The 23,193-nt window shown below is 65.1% G+C and carries 20 protein-coding genes; 12 read left to right on the plus strand and 8 right to left on the minus strand.

Annotated elements, in window-relative coordinates:
- Positions 1-132: 132 nt before the first annotated feature.
- Positions 133-1,455 carry a PQQ-binding-like beta-propeller repeat protein gene (locus R5W23_RS26705; protein WP_320689002.1) on the plus strand — a complete coding sequence of 441 codons (1,323 nt, stop codon included), beginning with the start codon at positions 133-135 and terminating at the stop codon, positions 1,453-1,455.
- A 126-nt stretch (positions 1,456-1,581) separates the two neighbouring features.
- On the opposite strand, the gene R5W23_RS26710 is transcribed toward R5W23_RS26705, so the two are convergent.
- The gene (locus tag R5W23_RS26710; protein WP_261187584.1) at positions 1,582-2,556 is read right to left on the minus strand and encodes a DUF58 domain-containing protein; all 975 of its coding nucleotides are present in this window, start codon (positions 2,554-2,556) and stop codon (positions 1,582-1,584) included.
- Between the two features lie 49 nt (positions 2,557-2,605).
- On the opposite strand from R5W23_RS26710, the gene R5W23_RS26715 reads away from it, so the two are divergent.
- Positions 2,606-3,451 (plus strand): DUF1559 domain-containing protein, encoded by an 846-nt coding sequence (locus tag R5W23_RS26715; protein ID WP_261187585.1) that lies wholly within the window; start codon positions 2,606-2,608, stop codon positions 3,449-3,451.
- An 18-nt stretch (positions 3,452-3,469) separates the two neighbouring features.
- Here R5W23_RS26715 and R5W23_RS26720 read toward each other — a convergent pair whose 3' ends face one another.
- The 5 genes from R5W23_RS26720 to R5W23_RS26740 all read right to left on the minus strand — a co-directional run bounded on the left by R5W23_RS26720 (position 3,470) and on the right by R5W23_RS26740 (position 8,819).
- Positions 3,470-3,925 carry a hypothetical protein gene (locus R5W23_RS26720; RefSeq protein ID WP_261187586.1) on the minus strand — a complete coding sequence of 152 codons (456 nt, stop codon included), beginning with the start codon at positions 3,923-3,925 and terminating at the stop codon, positions 3,470-3,472.
- Between the two features lie 52 nt (positions 3,926-3,977).
- Positions 3,978-5,012: an AAA family ATPase gene (locus R5W23_RS26725; protein ID WP_261187587.1), complete on the minus strand. Its 1,035-nt coding sequence runs from the start codon at positions 5,010-5,012 to the stop codon at positions 3,978-3,980.
- Positions 5,013-5,837: 825 nt separating this feature from the next.
- Complete coding sequence (locus R5W23_RS26730) at positions 5,838-6,938, minus strand: Gfo/Idh/MocA family oxidoreductase (protein ID WP_261187589.1); 1,101 nt, start codon at positions 6,936-6,938, stop codon at positions 5,838-5,840.
- A 54-nt stretch (positions 6,939-6,992) separates the two neighbouring features.
- Positions 6,993-7,976, minus strand: a complete 984-nt coding sequence (locus R5W23_RS26735) for a UDP-3-O-acyl-N-acetylglucosamine deacetylase (protein ID WP_320689003.1) — start codon at positions 7,974-7,976, stop codon at positions 6,993-6,995.
- 93 nt (positions 7,977-8,069) lie between these two features.
- Positions 8,070-8,819: an OmpH family outer membrane protein gene (locus R5W23_RS26740; RefSeq protein WP_261187591.1), complete on the minus strand. Its 750-nt coding sequence runs from the start codon at positions 8,817-8,819 to the stop codon at positions 8,070-8,072.
- A 335-nt stretch (positions 8,820-9,154) separates the two neighbouring features.
- Here R5W23_RS26740 and R5W23_RS26745 point away from each other — a divergent pair, with 335 nt between their 5' ends.
- A complete protein-coding gene (locus R5W23_RS26745; protein WP_261187592.1) occupies positions 9,155-9,568 on the plus strand; it encodes a DUF4198 domain-containing protein in 414 nt (137 codons plus the stop codon).
- A gap of 76 nt (positions 9,569-9,644) precedes the next feature.
- Here R5W23_RS26745 and R5W23_RS26750 read toward each other — a convergent pair whose 3' ends face one another.
- Positions 9,645-10,787, minus strand: a complete 1,143-nt coding sequence (locus R5W23_RS26750; RefSeq protein WP_320689004.1) for a sulfotransferase family protein — start codon at positions 10,785-10,787, stop codon at positions 9,645-9,647.
- 153 nt (positions 10,788-10,940) lie between these two features.
- Here R5W23_RS26750 and dnaX point away from each other — a divergent pair, with 153 nt between their 5' ends.
- From dnaX to R5W23_RS26780, 6 genes are all read left to right on the plus strand, one after another.
- On the plus strand, positions 10,941-12,785 hold the full coding sequence (dnaX, locus tag R5W23_RS26755; protein WP_320689005.1) for a DNA polymerase III subunit gamma/tau: 1,845 nt from the start codon (positions 10,941-10,943) through the stop codon (positions 12,783-12,785).
- A gap of 2 nt (positions 12,786-12,787) precedes the next feature.
- Positions 12,788-13,141, plus strand: coding sequence for a YbaB/EbfC family nucleoid-associated protein (locus R5W23_RS26760; protein WP_261187595.1), 354 nt, complete (start codon positions 12,788-12,790; stop codon positions 13,139-13,141).
- Between the two features lie 44 nt (positions 13,142-13,185).
- The gene (recR, locus tag R5W23_RS26765) at positions 13,186-13,791 is read left to right on the plus strand and encodes a recombination mediator RecR (RefSeq protein ID WP_407936165.1); all 606 of its coding nucleotides are present in this window, start codon (positions 13,186-13,188) and stop codon (positions 13,789-13,791) included.
- A 107-nt stretch (positions 13,792-13,898) separates the two neighbouring features.
- On the plus strand, positions 13,899-15,434 hold the full coding sequence (rpoN, locus tag R5W23_RS26770) for an RNA polymerase factor sigma-54 (RefSeq protein WP_261187596.1): 1,536 nt from the start codon (positions 13,899-13,901) through the stop codon (positions 15,432-15,434).
- Between the two features lie 210 nt (positions 15,435-15,644).
- Entirely contained in the window at positions 15,645-16,685 is a 1,041-nt protein-coding gene (locus tag R5W23_RS26775; protein ID WP_320689006.1) for an NAD-dependent epimerase/dehydratase family protein, read from the plus strand.
- Positions 16,686-16,695: 10 nt separating this feature from the next.
- Positions 16,696-18,261, plus strand: a complete 1,566-nt coding sequence (locus R5W23_RS26780; protein ID WP_320689007.1) for an acyl-CoA carboxylase subunit beta — start codon at positions 16,696-16,698, stop codon at positions 18,259-18,261.
- A gap of 67 nt (positions 18,262-18,328) precedes the next feature.
- On the opposite strand, the gene R5W23_RS26785 is transcribed toward R5W23_RS26780, so the two are convergent.
- Positions 18,329-19,384 (minus strand): RNA ligase (ATP), encoded by a 1,056-nt coding sequence (locus tag R5W23_RS26785; protein ID WP_320689008.1) that lies wholly within the window; start codon positions 19,382-19,384, stop codon positions 18,329-18,331.
- Between the two features lie 175 nt (positions 19,385-19,559).
- Between R5W23_RS26785 and R5W23_RS26790 the strand changes: the two genes are divergently transcribed.
- From R5W23_RS26790 to R5W23_RS26800, 3 genes are all read left to right on the plus strand, one after another.
- The gene (locus R5W23_RS26790; RefSeq protein ID WP_320689009.1) at positions 19,560-21,326 is read left to right on the plus strand and encodes a hypothetical protein; all 1,767 of its coding nucleotides are present in this window, start codon (positions 19,560-19,562) and stop codon (positions 21,324-21,326) included.
- A 353-nt stretch (positions 21,327-21,679) separates the two neighbouring features.
- Positions 21,680-22,372, plus strand: coding sequence for a WD40 repeat domain-containing protein (locus R5W23_RS26795; protein ID WP_320689010.1), 693 nt, complete (start codon positions 21,680-21,682; stop codon positions 22,370-22,372).
- Positions 22,373-22,500: 128 nt separating this feature from the next.
- Positions 22,501-23,118: an HAD family hydrolase gene (locus R5W23_RS26800; RefSeq protein ID WP_320689011.1), complete on the plus strand. Its 618-nt coding sequence runs from the start codon at positions 22,501-22,503 to the stop codon at positions 23,116-23,118.
- Positions 23,119-23,193: the final 75 nt, after the last annotated feature.

Below are 23,193 nucleotides of genomic sequence, written 5' to 3' on the forward strand. Positions count from 1 at the left end.
GCTCACCCTCAAGCGCGGCGGCGCGACGGTGGAGGTGAAGGCGTCGCTACCCGAATGACCCGATCCGCCCGCGCGTTCCCTCCTCCGGCACCGGATCGCTATAACCCCTATGCCAACTCAGGAGGGTCGCAGATGAAGTTCCGCAACGTGTCCCTGGCGATCGCGCTGGCCGGGGGCTTAAGCGCCCCGCTCGCGCGCGGGGACGACTGGCCGCAGTGGATGGGGCCGAAGCGCGACAACGTGTGGCGCGAGACCGGCGTCCTGGAGAAGTTCCCGGCCGGCGGGCCGAAGGTGGTTTGGCGCGCGCCGGTGGCCGCTGGGTACAGCGGGCCGGCGATCGCCGACGGCAAGGTGTACGTGACCGACCGCGTGCTCGCGAAGGGGGCCGCGAACCCGGACGACCCGTTCGACACCAAGAACAAGGTCGCCAGCACCGAACGGGTGCTCTGCCTCGACCAGAAGACCGGCCAGGAGCTGTGGAAAAAAGAGTACCCGTGCGCGTACCAGATCAGCTACCCGGCCGGGCCGCGCTGCACGCCGCTGGTGAGCGACGGGAAGGTGTACACGCTCGGCGCGATGGGCGACCTGTATTGTTTCGAGGCCGGTTCCGGTAAGGTCGTCTGGAACCTCGACTTTAAGGAGACGTACAAGGCCAAGCCCGCGATCTGGGGCTACGCCGCGCACCCGATCATTGACGGGAAGAAGCTCATCACCCTGGTGGGTGGCGATGGGGCGCACGTCGTCGCGTTCGACAAGGACACCGGCAAAGAATTGTGGAAGGCCGGGGACGATAAGGAGATCGGGTACGCCCCGCCGCTGTTCACCGAGGCCGGCGGGGTGCGGCAGATGATCGTCGCAGCCCCCAAGTCGGTGTACGCGGTTGACCCCGACACCGGGAAGCGGCTCTGGACCACGCCGTACAACGCGGACAACACGTCCATCATCATGACCCCGGTGCGGAGCGGGGATTATCTGTTCGTCGGGGGCTACCGGACCAAGAACCTGATGCTCAAGCTGACCGCCGACAAGCCCGGGGTCGAGGTCGTGTTCAAGGACAAGAAGGGCGCGGGGCTGTCGCCGGTGAACGTGCAACCGTTCGTGCAGGACGGCGTGATCTACGGGCACGACGAGGGCGGGGCGCTGATGGCCGTCGCGGTGCCCAGCGGGAAGCGGCTGTGGGACTCGCCCGGCCCGCTGACCGGCGACCCGCGGGGATCGGACACGTCGTTCATCGTGAAAAACGGGGACCGGTTCTTCTTCTTCGCCGAGAGCGGCGAGCTGGTGATCGGAAAGCTCACCGAGAAAGGGTACGAAGAGGTGGACCGCGCGAAGGTGATCGAGCAAACGGGGGCGGCGTTCGGTCGCAAGGTCGTGTGGTGCGCCCCGGCGTTTGCGGACAAGAAAATGTACGTCCGCAACGACAAGGAACTCATCTGCATCGATTTGGCGAAGTAGTCGAAAGTCGTTCTTCGGATCGTAACGTCAGACGGTCCGAAAGTCGTCAAGTCGAAGGCCTTCACTTGCTGGGCCTTCGACTTGACGACTTTCGGACCTTACGACTTTATGACTTATGACCCGGCCTCACGAGAACCGCCGCTGCCGCTGAACCAAGTACTCGATCAGCGCCTTATCGAACCCAACGGACGTATCGACCCCGAGGTAATCGACGTTCGCCGCGGTACACTCCGTGCGGATGTAGTTGCGGAACTCCTCCACGAACGCGACGTAGTCGTCGCGGATGCCCTGTGCGTCGAGTTCTTGGTGCTCCTCAGATTCCACGTCCGCAAAATCGACCAGCCCCGCAAGCGGGAACTTCGCCTCCAACACATCCAGCACGTGGAACACGATCACCTCGTGGCCCGCGTACCGCAGCCGGTACAGACTGCGGACCAGCGCGTCCGCCTCGCTCTTCCAGTCGTCCGTCGTGGGGAGCAGGTCGCTGAAGAGCATGATCAGGCTCTTGCCCCTGATCATCGACGTGAGCTGGAACAGGCTCTCCGGGATGTTGGTCTCGCCGGTGGCTTTGAGGTTCGCGAGAACCGAGAGGATGGTTCCGAGCTGCGTGCGTTTGGACTTCGGCGGCACGACGGTGCGCAGCTTGGTGTCGAACGCGACCAGCCCGACCGGGTCCTGCTGGTAGATCATCAGGTACCCGAGCGCGGCAGCGAGGCACACGGCGTAATCGAACTTGGTGAGCGTCTCGTCGGCCGCGCCCAGCGCGCTCCAGTCGAGCTTCACGCCCGCCCGACGCGCCTCGACGGGGCCGTTCCAGTCCATCGATTTCGACAGGTCCATGACGAGGTAACCCGTCATGTTGGTTTCGGCCTGGTACTTCTTGACGAAGTACTTGCCGGTCTTGGCGTACACGCCCCAGTCGAGGGACTTGAGGTCGTCGCCGGGGTTGTACTTGCGGTGCTCGGAGAACTCCACGGAGAACCCGTGGAACGGGCTGCGGTGCAGGCCCGTCAGGAACCCCTGAACGATGAACTTCGCCCGCAGGTCGAGCCGCGCCACCTGGCGGATCACTTCGGGCCGCAGATACTTTTCGGCGCTCATGGGCGTATTCTACCGACGAACCGTCCAGTTACCCTTGCGGAGATTGTCCGTGAACCGGAAGTGGCGGCTCGTTACGTGCGTTGTTCTGTCGGTGTGCGCCGGCGTCGGGGCAAGCGTGTGGCTCATGTATCTCCGCAGCGGAGCACCATATAATCCGACTCGCCGGACGATCACTAACTACCAGCAGATCGTCCGCGCCGAGTACGCGTTCCACGCCGATCACGGCTACTTCCCGGCGGGCGTTGCGACCGCAAACCGGCGCACCGGCCTGAGCTGGCGGGTCGCAGTACTGCCGTACCTCGGCGAGCAGGAACGAGAGCTGTATCAGCTGTTCAAGCTCGACGAGCCTTGGGACAGTCCGGTAAACGCTCAGCTTATTGAGCGAATGCCGCCCGTGTTCGCGCCACCGAAAATCCCGGCCCCGTCGGGGCACACATTCGTTCGCAGTACTCAGGGCTACGGTGGCTTTATGCGCCTCCCGGAATCACCGCTCGAGCCGCACAACACCCCCGGACAGTTGCTGTTCGCTCAATCGGTTGCTGCGGGTTCGTCGTTCGGGCGGAGTCGGAACACGATTGCGAATGGAACAGTGAACACCATTCTCTTCCTCGAAGCTGGTGAGCCGGTACCGTGGACCAAGCCGGACGAACTGACCGTGTCCACTCAGCCCGATGTCGTTCCGAAGATGCCATCGCTCGGCGGGGTGTTCCCGGACGGTTTCTATGCGGCGTTTGCGGACGGAACGATTCGGTTTTTCAACCGCGACTTTCCGTCGGACTTGCTTTTGACGTATTTCGATCCATCAGGGAACGCGAGGGATCAATACAAGGGGGCACAAACCGCGTTGCCGAAAGACGCGGTGCACACGGAGGGGTTGCCGGAGTTGGGAAAGTAGCGAAGGTTTGCAACTGTATTAGGGCTCTTGTAGTAACCGTTCTCCCGTGGAGCTGTACCACCCGCGGCCGTCGATCTGGTACACGCCACCCGTTGCGGTTGCCAGGAACCGTAAGGCCTCGTCCAGCATACGCTCCGTAACCGCGTCGGTCGCACCATCGGCTGCGCTGCGGAGCGTGATGAGCTGCTGCGTCTGAATCACGCGCTCCATGAGGGGCGTCGCGTGGGGGTTACCCTCGACCGTTTCCAGTTCGGCGGCGTGGGCATTGAGGTCGTCACGCAAATCGTCCTCTTTCGTGAGGTAGCGCGACAGTTGCACCACCGCGCCGCCGGGCAGGCGCAACTCACCTTCGGTCCAGCCGAGGTCGTCGCCCCGGAAGTGCGGCTCGACCGCCAAGCCGTGTGCGTGGAGGTGCTCCGCCAGAGCCGCAGGCGCCGGCTCGGTTTGAGACGAGCCGAATACGCGATACCACATGTGTTGAACCCGGGTCGTGAAGTCCGAAGTCGTTACCACGATCACGTCGGCATTACGCCTTTCGCCCTTTCTCTTTCTCGACGTACTTCTTGGGTTCGGGCTCGCTGACGATTTTCAGCAGTTCCGTGACGATGTCGTCGCTGTTGCGCCCCTCGGCCTGCGCCTGGAAGTTCGCGCTGACGCGGTGCCGGAGTACGGGGATCGCGGCCTTCTTGATGTCGTTAATCGCGACACTCGGGCGGCCGTCCATCGCGGCGAAGGCCTGACCCGCTTGAGCGAGGAAGATGCCCGCGCGGGGGCCGGCCCCCCAGTCCACCAGGCGCTTGATGAGGTCCGGTGCGCCGGGCTCCTTCGGGCGCGTCGCGCGGACCAGTTTCACGATGAAGTCGTGGACGAAGTTCGGAACTTCGACCTTCTTCACCAGCTTTTGCCACGCCAGGATGCGCTCGGCCGAGAGCACCTTCGTGAGTTCCGGCTTCTCGGGGCGGGTGCTCATCTCCACGATGAGCCGCTCGTCTTCCAGAGTGGGGTAGCCGACCTTCACGTTGAACATGAACCGGTCGAGTTGCGCTTCGGGAAGGGGGTAGGTGCCTTCCTGCTCGATCGGGTTCTGGGTGGCGATCACGAAGAACGGTTCCGGCAGCTTCATCGATTCCTGACCGGCCGTCACCTGACGCTCCTGCATCGCTTCCAGCAGCGAGGCTTGCGTTTTCGGCGGGGTCCGGTTGATTTCGTCGGCCAGAACGATGTTCGCAAAGATGGGACCGCGGACGAACCGGAACTCGCGCTTCCCCTCGGCCGTTTCGTCGAGGATCGTGGTGCCGGTGATGTCCGAGGGCATCAGGTCGGGGGTGAACTGCACCCGTTTGAACTGGATGTTCAGAATCTGGGCGATCGAGCTGACCATCAGGGTTTTGGCGAGGCCCGGGACGCCGACGAGGAGGCAGTGCCCGCGGGTGAAGATGGCGGCCAGAACCTGTTCGATGACTTCGCCCTGCCCGACGACGACGGTGCGGAGCTGGTCGAGCATGGCCGCGCGGTCGGCCGCGAACTGGTTGAGGTACTCTGTGAAGCGGTCCTGTGCCACCGGTGCGGCTCCTGAAGGCGGTTGAAGCACGAGACCGACATTTTACCAACTCGCGCAAACCGTTGACACGCGGCTGCCATCGGTTGGGTAGTGATTGGTGATCTTCGCCGGCGGGGCCAGCCGTACCACCCGAAGGGGGAACCGATGCGCAACGTGCTGCTGGTCCTGGGCGCGGTTATGCCGGTCGTGACTGTATGCGGGCGGCATCTGCTGGGCGTGGACCCGCGAAACCGCACCGCCAGTCACGTGGTCCGCCGACATGCAGACCGTTGCGGACGGCAGCAATGAGTTCGGGCTCGACCTCTCCGCGAAGTTGCGCGAGACGGAACCAGGGAACGTGATCTTCTCGCCGTACAGCGCTGCGGCCGTATCACCGGGTACGCGTATGAGTGCCCAGAAGAAGCGTTTCGGGAACGAGTGTAACGGGGGGGGGGTACACCTTTGGCCTGAAAGTGGACTGATGGGGCACGGACGGGCGATTCGCTGGTGTGAGGACTACCGATTCGCTACCGGATGGCTGGCCTGCCGCTACCACCGAATTACGCCGGCAAAACCCGGATAACTCCTCGGATGAATGAAGACCGAGGCGGGCGCGATCCAAAGAACACGGCGCAACTTGTTACTGTAACAGGTCTTACTGATGAACTGTCTCAGGAGGGAAATCCGATGCTCCTGACTCGGCCGAGGGCAACCCGAGCTTTCAATACTGCCGCACGCATGGAAATGGGTGCGGAAATGATCGGAGTGCCGACAGTGGTAGCATTTGGCAACGGAGCGCCGGGGCCTCGCGCCGAACGCTCGTCCTCGTGTGCGTCCCGGCGATCGCTACGCCGCCTCGGGCCGTGCGAGCTGAATCGGCGGGAACAGGAAGCCGGCGGGGGTCGGCAGTCCGCCGGGGCCGTGCGGGCCGGCCGGGGTGCCCTCCCACGGGTGAACCCGCAGCGCGTCGAGTACGCGTTCGGCGAGTTCCAGCGCGTTGCGCCCATCGACCCCGGTCACCCGCGGGGTCGTGTTGGTGCGCACGCAGTCGATGAAGTGGCGCAGCTCGGCCGTGAGCTGGTCCTGCTTGCGGTCGCCGTCGAGGTTGAGCACCTGCAAGTAGCGCCCGAACACCTCGTCCTTCAGACGCGCCCGCGACAGCGGGTCGAGCGATTCGACGCGGAGGCCGTGCTTGCGCACCTCTTCGCTCTGCTGCACCAGCGCGAGCTTGCGGGTCACGAAGTCGATGCCGGCGTAGCCCTCCGGCGCCCAGATGCGGAGCCGGCGCTTCGGGTGGCGGGTGATGCGGCTCGCGGTCACGTGCGCGATGCACCCGTTGTCGAACTCCAACCGGGCGTTCACCATGTCCTCGTGGCCACCGAACACCACCGCGCCGACCGCGGACACCCGCACCACTTTCCCGCCGACGAGGGCGAGGAGCAGGTCGAGGTCGTGGATCATCAGGTCGAGGACGGCGCCGATGTCCACCGAGCGCCCGGTGAACGGCCCGTGCCGTTCGGCTTCAACGAACTTGGCGCGGATCGGCCGCTTGACGAGCTCCTCGAACGCCGGGTTGAACCGCTCGATGTGGCCCACCTGGAGAGGCACGCCGGCCTTGTCCGCCAGGTCGATCAGCTCGTCGGCTTCCGCCACGGTCCGGCAGATCGGCTTTTCCACCAGGACCGGCACTCCGGCCTTCAGGAACGTGGACGCGACCGCGTGGTGGTGGATCGTGGGCGTCACCACGCTCACCGCATCGACCTTCCCCACGAGCGGGCGGAAGTCGCCGAACGGGGCGGTGCCGAGTTTGGTGGCGATCGTGCGGGCCTGCTCGAAGTTCGCGTCAACCACGCCGACCAGATCGACATCCGCCATGTTCGCGAGGATGCGGGCGTGGTGCTGGCCCAGATGTCCGACGCCGATCACCGCCATCCGCAAACGATCCATGTCGCACCCGTCAAAGTCGTAGAGTCGAAGGTCGTAAGGTCGGGGCCGGCCGCGTCACGCGGCGCGCTGTGCCGGCTTGCTCACTTTGCGCCCGGTGGCGCTGCGTGCTTCGGCGCCGGCGGCCGCGCACGCCAGCGCGCGGGCCAGTTCCACGTTCAGCGAGTGCCCGGACCGGTACGCCACCACGTGCCCGGCGAGGTCGAACCCGCACAGGGCGAGGTCGCCGATCAGGTCCAGGATCTTGTGGCGGGCCGGTTCGTCGGCGTACCGCACGGTGTTGTCGATCGGGCCGCGCGGGCCGAACACCAACAGGTCCGCGCCCGTGAGGTGCTTTCCGACCCCTTGGGCGCGCAGCCCACCGGCCTCGGCTTCGGTGAGGAAGGTGCGGCAGCGGCTGATTTCGCCGACGAAATTGTCCGGCGTGACCGAGAGCGTGTGCGTTTGCGGCAGGATCGGCGCGCCCGGGCCGTAGTCCAGCCGGTAACTGATCCGCAAACCGGTGCCCGGCGCGGGGTGCAACCCGAGCGTCGCGCCCGGGGCACGCACAATGATCGGCTGGGTCGGGCCGTAGATCGGCCGGCGGGCGTACTGGGTGCCGGCGCCGGCGCCCGCGAGCGCCGAGACGAACCCGGCGGCGGAGCCGTCCAGCCCCGGCGGTTCGGGGCCGTCGAGTTCGACCACGCAGTTGTCGATGCGGAGCCCGGACAGCGCGGCCAGTGCGTGTTCGACGAGCGTGATCGTTGCGTTCTGCTGGCCGAGCGTGGTCCGGCGCTGGGTGCCGCTCACCCCGGCGGCCCGGGCGAGGACGGTCGGCGCGCCGGGCAGGTCGGTGCGGCGGAACGCGACTCCGGTGTCCGGCGCGGCCGGCAGGAACCGCAACCGCACGCGCGAGCCGGTGATGAACCCGACGCCCTCGACGGTCGCCGGCGCGTTGATAGTTCGTTGGTGGCGATAGCCGATGACGCGCACGATGTCCGCCTTCCCTGGCGTAACCGTTCCGAATCGGGTGAGAGCCGCGCTGCGGTTCGGGACGGTCACGGTACCCTCTTATCGGCACCGTGGCTGCCACTCAATGAGCCGCAAGTTGCGGGTTCCGGGCCTCCGACCCGGAACCCGCAACCGTTCGGGCCATTACGGTTTCGGCGCGCCGGCCGCCGGCGCGCTGCCGGGCAGCCCGTTGCTGCCCGGGGCCGGGGCCGGGATGTCCAGCTTGCTCACGTCGATCACGTTGCCCTGCGCGTCCTTCGGCTGGTACCACGTGTTGAGCGTTTTGACCACGATGCCGGTGATGTCCGCGTGCCCGGCCACGTAGAACGGCTGGGCCGCCGGCGGCTTCAGCTTCAGTTCCTTGATGTACGGGCTCTTCAGCTCTTCGGCGGTCACCGCGTCGGGGTAGGCGAACACGATGTGGTAGCCGTTCATTTCGGCGGTCTTGTCCACGACCATCTTGATCTTGTCGTAGAGGTCCGAAATGATCGCGCTGGCGTCGTCGTTGAGCTGCTTGTTGATCTTGCGGTCCTCGTCCTCGATGGCGCGGCTCAGGGCGAGCATCCGCTGGACCTTTTGCTCCTTATCCGGCGGGTTCGGGTTCTTCTGGAGGTCCTGCTGGATCTGGATGTACTCGCCGCGCCAGCCGAGCAACTGCTTGGACATCTCGTTCTTGCGCGTGTTGAGCAGGTGAACTTGGTACTTCGCCTGCCCGAAGTCGCGCATGACTCCGGCCATGTTGAACACCGCGACCGTCGGCCGGGTGGCCGGAGCGCCAGCAGGGGCGCCGGCCGGCGGCGCGGCGGCGCCGGGGGCCGGGGCTTGGGCGCGAGCGAGACCGACCGTGCCCACCACCCCGAGCAGCCCCGACAGGAGCATCCACGTCCTCTTCACTGTTCACTCCTCCTTGAATCCGCTCCGGGCGCCGCAGGGGTTCCGGTCCCCGCGGCCGCTCCGCTTCGGCTCGCTGCACAGGCCATACGGGCGTTACCGCCGGGCGAATCATCGCTTCCGGCCGTGCCGTCCGCATTTCCCTCAGGTGCCGTGGCGAGCGTAGATACCCAATCATTTCGGGGGCGTCAATGCTAAGGGCTGGTGCCGCCGTGCGCGGGAAGTCGGCGTGAAATCAGCGCGTCGGGGGTGCGAGGCCGTGACACCTTAAACCGGCGCGGGCGGTTCGGTCGATGTCAATTTGGGCAGGAACCGGCCGTTGGCGGGACTTGAACCTTATGAAGCTGACTGTCTACGTCTTCTTTTTAACCCTCGCGCTCGTCGGCGGGTGTGGTTCGCCAGAGCCGGAGGTGAGCCCCGCGACCGTCCGGGGCCGGGTTGTACTGAACGGGCAGCCCGTGGCGGGCGGGTTGGTCGTGTTCGCGCCGCACCCGGACCGTGGCGGTACCGGAAAAGTCGCATATGCAGAAACAGGATCCGACGGAGGGTACGCGTTGCGGCTCGAACAGGCGACGGCGATTCCGCCGGGCTGGTACCGGGTTGCGCTGGCCCCGGCTCCGACTGTGACACCCGGACCCGGACCGCTGTTTCCGGCGAAACTGGCGCGCCCGGACATGTCCGGGATCGAGCGCGAAGTGAAACCCGGGCAGCAGCATGTCTTCGAGTTCGTGGTCGAGGTGCCGAAAGACTGAGGCCAAATCTGATTAAACGGTGGTTGCTCGACAGGGCCTCGGTTGTCTCCGGCGCGCCTCTCCGCTCGAGGGGGTGCTATTCGTATCCGTAACGCCTGATTACGTCCCCCCAGCGGTCCGCGATCAGGGCCTGTTGAGCGTCCGTCAGGAGGAACTTGTTTCGCTCGTAGTTCGCGTTCTGGCGCTGGTACTCTTCGATCTTGGGCCGCACCGTTTCGTACCCGTCGATCTCTAACGTCGTGTAGACCTGCTCCAGAGCAGTAACGGGTTCGCGAACGAGCTCTTCATACCGCAGTTCGGCGAACTGGCCCGGCTTGAAGAGGGGGCGTGCCTCTTCGAGACGGTCGTAAATTACGCGGAACTCGCGCAGCACCTTCTCTTCGAGACCGGGGAACCTCGGGCGCTGGAGCCCGTGGCCGCGTGCGAGCGTTTTCCAGAGGTTCACGGTCGAGGGGAACACCGCCCGCGGGTCTCGGACGATGTGAACGAATTTCGCGTCCGGGAACACGTCGAGCAGGACGGGGATGCGGGCCGTGTGCGGCGGCGACTTCAGCACGAGCCGCTTTCCGCCGATCCGCACGGTCACCTCTTGAAGGAACCGCACGAACACCCGCTTCCAGTGCGTCAGTTGCTTCGGCGTGAGCCCCGACAGGTCCAGCGCGCCGCGGTCCTTCGGCTCGCGGTCCGGGAACGCGAAATCCGTGTAGGTGGACGGCAGCCCCAGCAGGGCGAGGGCGAACTCGTCTTCCTGCGGGCGCTCCCAGCCGAACGGCATGTTGTCCATCGGCCGCTTGTCCGGCAGCAGCCAGCTCGCGTACCGCTTGAACAACTGGTTGGTGAGCAGTGCGTGTTGGGGGTTGAAGCAGTCCTGCATGTCCGGGAACCCGAACCGGGTGTCCCGGATCAGGAGCTCGTGCAGGAGCGTCGTACCGGTGCGCCAGTGCCCGATCACAAAGATCGGCGCTTCGAGTTTCGTTTCCCGTACTCGCGCGCCGTGCGCCGCGTTAAGGCACCATCGCAAAACGGTGTTGGTCACCGAGTTGGCCGACACGATGGCCGCGATGTACCAGTAGGGCGGCTGTACGGCGTAGCCGTTATCCTTGAGCAGCCGCAACCAAGTGAAGAGGTCGCACCCTTCCCAGAGCCGTGGCGCCCATTCGCGCTTGCGCACTTTTTTCGGCGGAGGGGCGGCAGCGTCCGTGGCCGCGGTTGTCGGCATCAGGTTCCTCCTTGCGCGGTTCGGATGTACTCAAGTGAACGGATTCGCGCGAGCGCGGCAAGCCCCGGTGTGAGGTCGTTGCGGTGCCTCCGCGATTGTTCGATCCCGCTGTTCCGGGTACAGTCGAGGGGGAGCCCCAGACAGGATATGGTAATGGTTAAGTCGAAGCCGACAGAACACGCCCCCGCCGACGCGCCCGCGTATACCGTGGTCGCGCGCCGGTATCGGCCGCAACAGTTCTCAGAATTGATCGGGCAGGAACACGTCGCCGGCGCCCTTGTAAACGCGCTGAAGTCAGGCCGGGTCGCTCACGCGTACCTTTTCACCGGGGCGCGCGGCGTCGGCAAGACTAGCGCCGCGCGGATTCTGGCCAAAGCCCTCAACTGCTTGAAGACCGATAAGGCCACTCCGACCCCCTGCGACGAGTGTGACAGTTGCCGCGCCGTCATGACCGGCGACGACGTGGACGTGCTCGAGATCGACGGCGCCAGCAATAACAAGGTTGAAGAGGTCCGCGACCTGCGCCAGAACGTCGGCTTCCGGCCCGCCCGGGGGCGGTACAAGATTTACATCATCGACGAAGTCCACATGCTCTCCACGTCGGCGTTCAACGCGCTGCTCAAAACGCTGGAGGAGCCGCCCGAACACGTCAAGTTCATCCTCGCGACCACCGAGGTGCAGAAGATCCCGATCACGATCCTGTCGCGGTGCCAGCGGTTCGATTTTGCACACGTCGGCCCCGGCAAGATCTTCGAGCAGCTCAAGCGAATCGTGGAGCGGGAAGGGCACCAGGCCGACGACGACGCGCTGCGGCTCGTCGCGCGCCGGGCCGCCGGCTCGATGCGCGACTCGCAGTCGCTGCTCGATCAGCTCCTCGCCTCGTCGAGCGGACCGCTGACCGCGGAGCAGGTGACCGCGGTGCTCGGCACCGCCGGCGACGATCGCGTGATCGAACTGGCCAAGGCGATCCTGGCCAATGACCCGAAAACGGCGCTCGACCGCATCGCAGAATGGGTCGAACGCGGCTTGCAGATCGGGGAACTGATCGACCAGGTGGTGGAATACTGGCGGGCGCTGATGCTGGTGAGCTGCGGCGGCCCCGACGTGCGCGAGCTGCCCGTCTCACCCAACCAGCACGAGGCGATTCGGACTCAAGCGAAGGCGGTTTCGCTCGATACTGTCCTTGCGGGTCTGGAAATCCTGACGGCGACAAAAGCTCGAATGCGAGGCACCCCGCACGTCCAGGTGCTGCTCGAAATGGCGGTGGTGCGGCTGTGTCGTCTCCCCGATTTGCGCTCGCTCTCGCAACTGGTGCAAGCCGTTTCGCAACCGGGGGTACAGTTTGTTGCAAGTGCCGCTTCCAACGGCACTCCTCTGCCGGCACGCCCGCAGCCCACACCCGCCGCGCCACTGGCGAGCGAGGCGGCAAAAAAAAACGGGACACCGGCGACGGCGGGGCGCCCGAGTGAAAACGGCCCTCCTCCTGCCTCGGCCGAGGTGGCCGCGACACCGCTGAGCGATGCGACCGTTCAGATCGTTTGGGATCGTTTCTTCCGCTACGCAACCGAGAAGTATCCTATCCTGTCTCAGCACTTGAGATATGCAAGTTCATATGCAATTTTTGGGCCAAATGCCCTGGCGGTCCGTTTTCCGACAAGCTATGCTAATGCCAAGAAGGAATGCGAGGGCGAAGCGAGCCTCGCGCGGTTTCAGGACGCTCTGAAACGGGTCACCGGGCAACCGGTCTCGATCCGGTTCGAACTCGATCGCAGCCCGAACGCTCAGCCGCTCGCCGGACCGCAGTCGGCCGCCGTTGCGGCGCCAACAGAACGGAAACGCTCGCTCGGATCGCTCCCGATGTTCAAGAAGGCGCACGAAGTGTTCGGCGCCCAGATCTGGCACGTGGACGACGACTTCAACCCGGCGGCGGTCCACAAGCCCGCCGCCCCGAAGATCGACGACGACGAAGAAGAAGAGACCGCCACCGAAGAGGTCTGACCATGTTTAAGGGACTCGGCGCGATGATGAGCCTCCTGGGCAACCAGGGGAAGATTCAGGAAGAGGTTCATAAGTTCCAAACCCAGGTGGGCCAGATCACCGCGGAAGCGTCGTCGGGCGCCGGGTACGTCACCGTGAAGGTGAACGGCAAGATGGAAGTGCTGAGCGTCCGCATCTCCGAAGAAGCGATGAAGCTCAACGACCGCGAGATGCTCGAGGACTTGATCTCTGCCGCGACCAACCAAGCGCTCACGAAGGTGCGCCAGCAGTTGGCCGAGGAGAGCGCGAAGATGGCGGCCAACATCGGTCTGCCGCCCGGGATGCTCGGCGGCGGGTTTCCCGGACTCGGTGGGTGAGTTCGGTTCCGCCAAATGTCACGGCCGGATGGACGAGCGAGGGTGTGTCCGTGCCTGAGCCTGTCGGGGTCATAGCCGGGTTACTGGAGGAGCTGACCAAGCTCCCCGGTGTCGGTCCGAAGAGTGCCGAGCGGATCGCGCATTTCCTGCTCGCGGGCGACCGCCGACACGCGGTCGAACTCGCCGATGCCCTTCGGGCTGTTGCGGACCGGGTTCGACCGTGCAAAGAGTGCTTTAATCTGACCGACGGAGAACTGTGCCCGATTTGTAGCGACCCGAAGCGCGACGGCGGGTTATTGTGTGTGGTGGAGACACCACGCGATGTCAACTCGTTCGAGCGAGCGGGCAACTTTCGCGGGTTGTATCACGTGCTCGGTGGGCGGCTCGCCCCACTCGACGGGATGGGACCGGACCGGCTCACGTTCACCGCACTGGTGGAGAGGGTCCGCCGGGGCGGGGTCCGCGAGGTGATCCTCGCAACCAGTCCGACACTCGAAGGGGACGGCACCGCACTACTCGCGTCCACTGTACTTGCTCAGACTGGTGTTCAGGTGACGCGATTGGCGCGCGGTTTGCCTAGTGGTAGCTCTCTGGAACTCGCGAACGCGCAGATGCTCGCAGAGGCGCTCGACGGGCGACGCAACTTCTGAGTGCGAAGCCGTCGGGACTGTCAGATTTGATTGCGATCGGTTGAAGTTACGGCACGCCGATTGGTGCCTCAGCGTGCGACCCGCACGCTCAAGACGAGAGGGAGCCGATGAGCGGTATTCGACTTGGAATAAACTTGGTCCCGCGCCAGGACTTGCGCCAGGTACTGGCTCCGCGCATGATCCAGTCGATGGAAATCCTTCAACTGTCGATTACGGATTTACAAGCCAAGATCGACGACGCCCTCCAAGAGAACCCGTTTCTGGAGCTGAAGGAGAAGCTGGGCGAAACGGACGAGCCTCCGACCGACTTCAACCCCGACGCACCCCTCAAACACGACGAGACCGGCGACCTCGAGTTCAACCGGCTCGAAGAGCTGAACCGTGACTGGGATGACCACTTCAACGAGGAGCACCGCGGTAGCCGCGCGTCCCTTGAAGAAGAGGGGGACCGTAAGCTCGAAGCGATGGCCAACATGCCGGACCGGCCGCCGTCGCTTCAGGACTACCTCGCGGACCAGATCGGCGAACTCGACATTGAAGAGGACGACCGCCGGCTCGCGCGACACATTTGCAGCTTCGTAGACCGCACGGGCTACTTGGGTGCCCGCGAGCGGGCGAACGAGAACGACGACAAGGACACGTTCCGCACCGTGACTCTCGACGAGATTGCGGCGCTGTACGACCGGCTCGTGACGCCCGAAGACGTGGAAGACGTACTGGTCCACGTGGTTCAGAGACTGGAGCCCGCAGGCGTTGCGGCCCGCGACCTCAAAGAGTGTCTGCTGCTCCAGGTGCCGCACGACGCGCCACACGCCGACGCGCTGCGCACCCTCATTCGCGACCACCTGGAAGATGTCGCGTACAACCGCATTCCTGTGATTCAAAAGGCGACCCGGCTCGAGATCGCGGCCATTCAGGAGGCGATCGAGGAGATCCACCACCTCGACCCGAAGCCGGGCCTGAAGTTCTCGGACTCGGGCACGCAGTACGTCATGCCGGACGTGGTGGTGGAGCGCGCGGACGACAACGATTACACGGTCCGGCTGACGGACGAGTGGGTGCCGCGCATCCGTGTTAGCAAGCGCGTCGTGGACATGTGCAAGCGCCAGGACCTCGACGATAAGGTGAAAGACAAGCTCCGCCAGAAGCTCCAGCAGGCCGACTGGCTGGTGAAGGCTGTTGAGCAGCGGCGTAACACGCTGATGAAGGTGACAAAGGCGATCATCGACCACCAGCGGGCGTTTTTGGACTTCGGGCCGGAGCACATTCAGCCGCTCAAAATGCAACAGATCGCCGACCAAGTGAAGGTTCACGTGACAACCGTGAGCCGGGCGGTGGACGACAAGTGGGTGCAGACCCCGCGCGGCGTGTTCCCGTTGAAACGGTTCTTCGGGGGCGGGAAAGCGAAGGACGAGAACGATGTCAACAGCGAAGTCGTCGCCTACGAGGTGATGAAGCAGAAGCTGCTGGAACTCGTTTCCAATGAGGACAAGGCGAACCCGCTGTCGGACGAGGAACTGGTCGCGCGCCTCAAAGCCGGTGGGTGTCCGGTTGCCCGGCGGACGGTGACCAAGTATCGCAAGATGCTGAAAATCCCGAGCAGCCGGCAACGAAAGGACTGGTCACTCTCGGGAACTCCGTAAATCAGTCCTCGCCGACGTGCGGCTTTTGCGACTCGTTTTGAGAGGAAGAACGACTCTGGGCACCGGTCGCCCCGCGTGCGAGTTTCAGTTGATCCTTTGCAGCGACCCGACTACAGTTCCTCGCGGTCACGCCGCGAGGGCTTTCGTTTGAAGGCATCTGTGGAAATACTGCCTCCGATTGAGCAGCTTTGGGCTGGTCGTCGGGCCTGTGTGCTTGGTGGTAATGGGTTCCTAGGTCGTCACATCGTGGCGGCGTTGCTCGCGCGTGGGGCGCGGGTCCGTACGCTGTCACTTCCGGGGCCGCCGGACGATTCCCATCCCGAACTCGAAACGCGTACTGGTGATGTCACCGACCCCGCCGCCGTTCGCGACGCAGTGACGGGGGCAAGTGTGGTGTTCCTGGCCGCCGGGCCGGTCGGCGGTGGGCGACACGCGGCTGGTGTAATGAATGCGCATACTGCGGCGCTCGGCTGCGTTCTCGGCGAACTGCCCATCGGCGCCCGGTTGGTACTCACCTCAAGTGTTGTCGCAGTTGGTGCCGGACACGGTGCCGTGCTGACCGAAGACAGTGCGTTTCCCAATAGTAATTTGAAGGTTGGTTACGTCCGAGCGAAGCGCGCGGCCGAGGAGCAGGCGTTGGCCGCGGCGCGTCGGCGAGACATCGTGGTGGTCAACCCCGGCTACCTGTTCGGTCCCAACGACCCCGGGCCGTCGGTCATGGGGCGACTGTGCGTGCGGTTCTGGCGCGGCAACTTGCTGCTCCCGCCCCCCGGCGGGATCAATGTTGTGGACGTGCGCGACGTTGCTGTCGGGCACTTGCTCGCCGCCGAGCAGGGGGCTGCCGGCCGGCGGTACACTTTGGGCGGTGCGAACGTGACGTTCGCCGAGTTGTTCGCCGGACTGGCACGCGCCGCTGGGTTACGACGCGCGGTCCTATCGGACTTCCGTCCGGCGTTGCCCGGGCCGGCGCTGTGGCTCCTCGGCGCGCTGGGAGAGGTGGGCGCGCGGGTCACCGGGAAGCCCTCGGACGTGTCGCTCGAACTGGCCCGGCTCTTTCGCCTCAAGTGGTTCGCGAGTTCCGCGCGCGCGGAGGCGGAACTGGGGTTCTGCGCCCGTCCGCTGGCGGACACGCTGGCTGATGCGTTCGCGTGGCACGCGGGTCGCACCCGCGTCGCGCCCCGCGGGCTGAACCGGCTGTGGCTCCGCACAGACCGGTCGGCGGTATCCCGCGGACCGGGTGTTGCGGTATAATTCGGTCACCATGACACGCGCTGAACTCGCCTCCGACGAAGCCGCGATCCGCCTCGGCGGCGGCGCCAAAGCTATCGACCGGCAGCACGAGAAAGGGCGCCTGACCGCCCGCGAGCGAATCGCGAAGCTGCTCGATCCGGGGACCGAACTCTTCGAGCTGGGCCTCTGGGCCGGGTGGGGCCTGTACGCCGAGTACGGAGGTGCGCCGGCCGCCGGAGTGGTTACGGGTCTCGGCACCGTGGCGGGGCGCCGGGTCATGGTGATCGCGAACGACGCCACGGTGAAGGCCGGCGCGTTCTTCCCCATGACGTGCAAAAAGGTGCTCCGCGCCCAGCGCATCGCCACCGAGAACAGGCTCCCGCTTGTATACTTGGTGGACTCCGCGGGCGTGTTCTTGCCCCTCCAGGACGAGGTGTTTCCCGACGAGGACGACTTCGGACGCATCTTCCGTAACAACGCCGTTATCTCCAGCGCGGGCATCCCGCAGTTCGCCGCGATCATGGGTAATTGCGTCGCCGGCGGCGGCTACCTGCCGGTCCTGTGCGACGTGCTGCTCATGACCGAGGGGAGCGGCCTGTACCTCGCCGGGCCGGCGCTTGTTAAAGCCGCGATCGGCCAGGTCGTCGATTCAGAAGCGCTCGGCGGCGCGAAGATGCATGCCGCCATCAGTGGTACGGTCGATTACCGCGAACCCAACGACGCCGCCTGTCTCGAGCGGCTGCGCCGGCTGATCGGCGCGCTTCCACCCGACAAGGTCACTCATTCCTTGAACGCGGCACCCGGCGGCGAAGAACCGTGGGAGGTTTTTACGAAGCCCGAGTACGATGTGCGCGGGCTGATCACTTTGCTCCTCGATGAAGCGACACCGTTTGATGAATATAAGGCTGAATACGGTCAGACGGTTGTGTGCGGCTGGGGCAAACTCGGCGGCCAAACGGTTGGCGTCGTCGCGAACCAAAAGACGCGGGTGAAGGTGGCGTCCGGCCCGGTACAGTTCGGTGGGGTGCTCTACGTCGATTCGGCGGAAAAGGCGGCGCGGTTCGTGATGGACTGCAACCAGCTCCGCGTTCCGATCGTGTTCGTCCAGAACGTCAACGGGTTCATGGTGGGCCGTGAGTCCGAGGAGAGCGGGATCATCAAGGCCGGGGCGAAGCTGGTGAACGCGATCTCCAACAGCGTGATGCCCAAACTCACGCTGATCACCGGCGGCAGCTACGGGGCCGGGAACTACGCGCTGTGCGGCAAGGCGTTCGACCCGCGGTTCATCTTCGCGTGGCCGAACGCACAGTACGCGGTGATGGGCGGGAACCAGGCCGCGAGCACACTGCTCGACGTTCAGGTTCAGGCGCTGAAGCGCGCCGGGAAAGAGCCCGACGCCGCGGAACTGGCCGCCCTGCGCGACCGCGTGAAGGCCGACTACGACAAGCAAACCGATATCCGGTACGCCGCCGCACGGCTTTGGGTGGACGCAATTGTGCGTCCCGAGGGCACCCGGGACGCGCTGCTGACGGCGTTAGCCGTCGTGACGCGTTTCGACGACGGGCGGCCGTTCCAGACGGGTGTGTTTCAGGTGTGACCGCCACGAATGCGGAGCCAGAACAGATACCGGACGCCTGTTCTGGTTCCGCGCTCCCAACAGTCCTTCACTCGTCGTACTTGAGCAGGAACTTCGGGTTGATCGCCTTGAAGCTGAGACGCCCGAGGTAGTCGTCCTGGACTTCGCTCAGCGGTCGCAACACGATCCCCTCGCGCTGCACCTTCGGGTTCAGGGTGCTCGTGCCCTCAGAAAGCGCGACCAGCTCGTCGACCCCGTGGTCGAGTACAAGCGTGCCGAGCGCCGGGACCGGTTCCAGCCCCAACTCCGCCACCGCCGTGAGCATGTCCGAGCGGTCGAGGTAACGGTACGCGCTCACGTCGAACACGTTAAACACCTTCATCGCCAGTTCCTTCAGCCCGTACTTGTTCTGCTGGACCCCCGGACCGATGACCTCGCCTTGCACCGCCACGTCGTGCCCGCGGGCGGCGACGAACGTGCGGAGCCGCTCTTCGAGCCCCAAGGCTTTCGCCACCCGGACGAGCGTGGCGGTGTCGTCGGTGGTGTCGAGCAGCAGGTTCCGGCTGCACACCCCAAATTCCCCCGCCCGGACGAACGCCGTGAACGACGTGCCGTCCAGCTTCTCAGTGAGGTAGAACTCCACCCCCTGGTAACGCGCGAGGGTCTTTTCGAGCACCTGCGCGCGGGTCTCGTCGGTCTTCGGCAGGAACCCCGGGAAGTTGCCCTTACTGCGACCCGCGGAGCCGGTTTGCGGCGGCTCCCACTTGCGCACCCCCAGCGCCTCGGTGACATCCGCACCCTCGCCGTTCGGTGTGCCGGTGGGCAGTATGATCAATGGAAAGCAGATTCCCTGCGACACCTGCCCGCGGAGCCGGACCGTCTTGATGCGGAACCCGGCGTGCTGGAGAACCGTTCCGGTGCCGTCGACGATCGCGGGCTTGTAGCTGCTCGGGCGCAGGAACTCGAAGTCCGGAACCTCCGGCAAGAGGGAGTCGATTTCGCAGTACACGACGCGGTCGCCGGGCCGGAATTCGCCTTTTTTGACGACCACCCACCAGCCCAAGACGCGGATCTTCTCGATCGCGTCGGCTCCGGGAATGGGTTCCGCGGTGGTGACGGTTTGAACAGTAGCGAGTGTGCGCACGTGGGCTCCTTCGGCTGGCCGGGGCTACCGGTACGGACGTGCGGGGAACACGCCGGGTTCACCACGTTGTGAACGGGACGTGATGCGCTTGAACCGGCCCGGAGGCCGTCTGCGGAGGGCCTCCGGGGAGCGACAGTCGGGTGCTATCATGGCACGCGTTCAACCGGGAGTTGCTATGCGTTTCCGTTTTCTCGCGTCCGTCGCCCTCGCGCTGGCCGCATCCTCTTGGGGCCGGGCGGCGGTGGTCGTGATCGGGAACTACACCGACAGCGAAATCACGTTCCGGCTGGCGGAACCGGGTGGGAAAGCGAAGCCACACAAGCTGCACTCGAACCACGTGGTGCCGCTGTTCGTCACCGGCCCAGTCGATCTCAGCTACACCGCAAACGGCAAGGAAACGAAGCTGCGGCTCGACACGTACAACGCTTACGTGTTTCTTCCGGACGACGCCACCGGTTTCAGGTTCGAGGGTCTGGAACTGCCCGGGGACCCGCTCGAACGCGACACCCGCATCGATCCGAACCCGGTGCCACGCGACCCGCCCGTCAAGGTTCCGGTGACGCTGCTCGTGGACGACGCCGAGCAGCGTACCGAAAAAGTCTGGCAAGCCGAGCTGCGCAAGCGGTTCGACGAAGCCGCCGGCGTGCTGGAGAAGGGCGCCGGGGTGAAGTTCGTGCTGGACGGCTTCGACACCTGGAAGTCCGACCCCGACGCCAAAGACACAGCGGAACTGCTCGCAGGGCTGGAAAAGGTCGTTAAACCGAAGGGCGGCGGATTGGTTGTCGGGTATACGAGTCGGAGGATCGACCCGATGACGGACCCCTCGTTCGGGGCCGGTCGCGGGCTGTCGGGGCGCCACATTCTCGTTCGCGAGTGGGCGCCGAAGAGTGACGATGAGCGCACCGAGGTGCTGATTCACTTTCTGGCCAAGGCTCTCGGGGGTGTCGGGTCGCCGGACCCGGGCTCGGCACTGCGCCCGCAACTCGGCGACGGGTACGCCTTGCGCCAGGGTGCGGTGCTCCGGCTCGATCCGCTCAACGCGCTCCTGCTGAACTTGTGGGGCGAGGAGCGCCGGCGCGCGGCTGGGGTTACATTGGAAACGCTCTCGCCCGCGAACCGCGCCCGGTTAATGCGGGTGTATCAGGGACTGCTGAAGGCCGCTCCCGGTGATCCGCTCGTGATTGAGTACATCGAGACGCTCGAACGCCCGCGCAAGAACGAAGGCGGCGTCAGCGACCGCCCGCGTCCGGCGGTGGATGCCGGCGCCCGCGCCGGTGTCGCGCGGGCCGTGATCCGGGCGGTTCGCGAGCGGGCGCGGAGGAACACCGGTTCCGATGCACTCAGAGGGGATGCACTCACCGCCGAGTATGTGCGGGTTGCGGTCGAAGCCGCGCTCCGCTCGCCCGGGCCGGAGGTGGTGCCCGGCGTTCTCCTCGGGTTAGGAATCGCTCTCGATGATGTCGGCGTGCTGCTCTACGACGCGGTTACATCTGCCGCCGTTCGCGGCCTCGAGACCGACGCGGAGCGTAAAGCGCGGGCGGCCGCGCTCGGGAACCCGACGCTGGCCGGTCGGCGCGATCTGTGCCGACAGTTCTTCCTGGGCTGCGCAGTGAACGCGCTGGTTCCGGGGGGCGCGGAGGGTGTTGCGGTCGGGCGAGCGGTGCGTGAGTTGCACAGCCCGGCGAATCTATGCTTGCCTGCGCTCGCTGCCGAACTCGCGGGCGGCGCATTCGCACAAGCGGCCTTCGCCGACGCGGACCTGCTGCACCGCGTCGCAAAATCGTTCACCGCTGCCGACTACTTGCCGCTTACGGCCGGGCTGCGCGACGGCCTTTCTGCCGCGAAGTTCGAGGAACTGTACGGCGGCACGTCCGACTGGCGGTTTCTCGCGGTCCTGGCCGATATTCGTGCGCGTGTGCGCGAGCTGAAACTGGACCGGTGAGCCACAGGGAGGTTTTCCCGTAGGCTCTTGTGGGGCCACCTCTGTTGACCCGCGCCGCTCCCGGCAACACTACGGCTCCGCCTCCTCCCTCCGGTCAACCGAGTTCGTTATCATGCCGGTGTCGCGCCAGTTGTGTTTCTGGCGCTATGTTATGCTCTTTACACCGCCGGACATGGTTTGCGGGGCCAACCCCCGGCCGCGCCGAACGGGGAGCCGAATCGCACGAAGTACGATTTCCCAGCGCACAGCGGTGAGTTCACGGCCGTGCTACTGAACGCCGCAAATGGCCAACTGATCACGGCCGGAGCGATAAACTGATTTGCGTGCGGGATGTGACGAAACCCGAAAAACCCGTGTATGAAATCGGTCCGCTTGCCGCGCCCGCCGTCACGCTGCTGCTGTCGCGCGACAGCCAGATGCTTGCGACCGGGATCGGTAAGGAAGTGCGGATTATCACACTAACAGACGACAAGGAGGCTGACAAGTTCACGCAACCGGCGGATGTGCTGGGCCTTAGTTCCACGCTGTATGACGCAGTGGCGGAGAGCATGGTGCGAGTTCAAGTCCGCGCCCGATGCATTGCCGGATGCCAGAAGTACGAGGGGCCGGTCGGGCACTGCGAACAGTTGTTTTGGATCGCCCTCTCGAACGACAGGAAGTGGCTGGCATCGGCATCGAGTGACAAGAGCGTGAAGCTGTGGGATGTGGCGGCTGCGAAGGCGGTTCGTGATTTCCCGAACCCCGATCTCAAGCCGATGTTCGAGGGGGAGGCGGCTCCGTCGCGCCCCGGTGGGGACACGCGGCTGCGCTTCAACCCCGGCGGGAACCATTCTGGTGATATAAGAGCGGCCGCTTGCGGGAAAGCGTACTTGGCGGTTCGGAACGTGGCCGACGGAACACGCGTTTTCGGTTCGCCGCGCGATCTGGGGCCAATTCACGCGATGACGGTGATGCCCGACGGCACGAGAATAGTAATCGGGTACGTGGGCGCCCCGCGGATCAAGTTTGCTCCCGGCGCCTTGATCCTCAAGTTCCCTGCAAAGTAATGACAGAGAGGTTTGACAGTACTGAATGGGTGAATGGGATTGCAAAGAAAACGGAGTGCTGTCTTCCAAAAATTTTCACCGTGTCAGTACTGTTAAAGCTCTTTGCACACAGCACATCACGGTGACGCATGCCGATTAAGACGGTGATTTTCGACTTCGGGAACGTGGTGGCGTTCTTCGACCACAGCCGCGCCGTGGCCCGGCTCGCGGGATACACCGAGTTCCCGCCGGTCGAAATCGCGCTGAAGTTGTACGGTAGCCAGATCGAGGACGCCTACGAGCGCGGTGCCATCGACACCGCCGAGTACGTGCGCGAGGCCAAGCTGGACGCCCGGCTGACTTGCACTGACGAGCAGTTCCTCGCGGCGTTCGTCGCGATCTTCTGGCGCAACCTGGAGGTGTGCGACCTGATCCCGCGGCTGAAGCCGAAGTACCGGATCGTGCTTGCCAGCAACACGACCCGGGCGCACTTCGACGCGTACTCAAAGCAGTTCGCGGACGTGCTCGCCCACTTCGACCACCTCGGAACGTCCTTCAAGGCCCGCGCCCGCAAGCCGGAGCCCGCGTTCTGCGCGCACATTCAGCAGCACGCGTACTGCGAGCCACACGAGTGCGTGTTCGTCGATGACCTGCCCACCAACGTCGAGGCCGCGGAGCGGTTCGGTTGGACCGGCATCGTGTACCGCGCGGACGGCACACTGGCCGACAAACTGCGGGCGGCTGGGGTCGAGTTCGGTACAACGTGAGGGAGTGTTTGGCGTTTGGTGTTTGGTGTTTGGCGGGTCGCGGGTGCCCACCCGGCGGCGCGCGCACGAAGCACC

Source organism: Gemmata algarum, from assembly GCF_034097035.1.
Lineage (GTDB): Bacteria > Planctomycetota > Planctomycetia > Gemmatales > Gemmataceae > Gemmata > Gemmata algarum.

What these genes read in the sequence shown, in the direction of transcription:
- R5W23_RS26730 (WP_261187589.1), bottom strand. Translation starts at nt 6,938, where the DNA reads ATGGATCGTTTGCGGATGGCGGTGATCGGCGTCGGACATCTGGGCCAG.
- R5W23_RS26780 (WP_320689007.1), top strand. Translation starts at nt 16,696, where the DNA reads ATGACACGCGCTGAACTCGCCTCCGACGAAGCCGCGATCCGCCTCGGC.
- rpoN (WP_261187596.1), top strand. Translation starts at nt 13,899, where the DNA reads ATGAGCGGTATTCGACTTGGAATAAACTTGGTCCCGCGCCAGGACTTG.
- R5W23_RS26710 (WP_261187584.1), bottom strand. Translation starts at nt 2,556, where the DNA reads ATGAGCGCCGAAAAGTATCTGCGGCCCGAAGTGATCCGCCAGGTGGCG.
- R5W23_RS26705 (WP_320689002.1), top strand. Translation starts at nt 133, where the DNA reads ATGAAGTTCCGCAACGTGTCCCTGGCGATCGCGCTGGCCGGGGGCTTA.
- R5W23_RS26745 (WP_261187592.1), top strand. Translation starts at nt 9,155, where the DNA reads ATGAAGCTGACTGTCTACGTCTTCTTTTTAACCCTCGCGCTCGTCGGC.
- R5W23_RS26760 (WP_261187595.1), top strand. Translation starts at nt 12,788, where the DNA reads ATGTTTAAGGGACTCGGCGCGATGATGAGCCTCCTGGGCAACCAGGGG.
- dnaX (WP_320689005.1), top strand. Translation starts at nt 10,941, where the DNA reads ATGGTTAAGTCGAAGCCGACAGAACACGCCCCCGCCGACGCGCCCGCG.
- R5W23_RS26750 (WP_320689004.1), bottom strand. Translation starts at nt 10,787, where the DNA reads ATGCCGACAACCGCGGCCACGGACGCTGCCGCCCCTCCGCCGAAAAAA.
- R5W23_RS26720 (WP_261187586.1), bottom strand. Translation starts at nt 3,925, where the DNA reads ATGTGGTATCGCGTATTCGGCTCGTCTCAAACCGAGCCGGCGCCTGCG.
- R5W23_RS26790 (WP_320689009.1), top strand. Translation starts at nt 19,560, where the DNA reads ATGCGTTTCCGTTTTCTCGCGTCCGTCGCCCTCGCGCTGGCCGCATCC.
- R5W23_RS26800 (WP_320689011.1), top strand. Translation starts at nt 22,501, where the DNA reads ATGCCGATTAAGACGGTGATTTTCGACTTCGGGAACGTGGTGGCGTTC.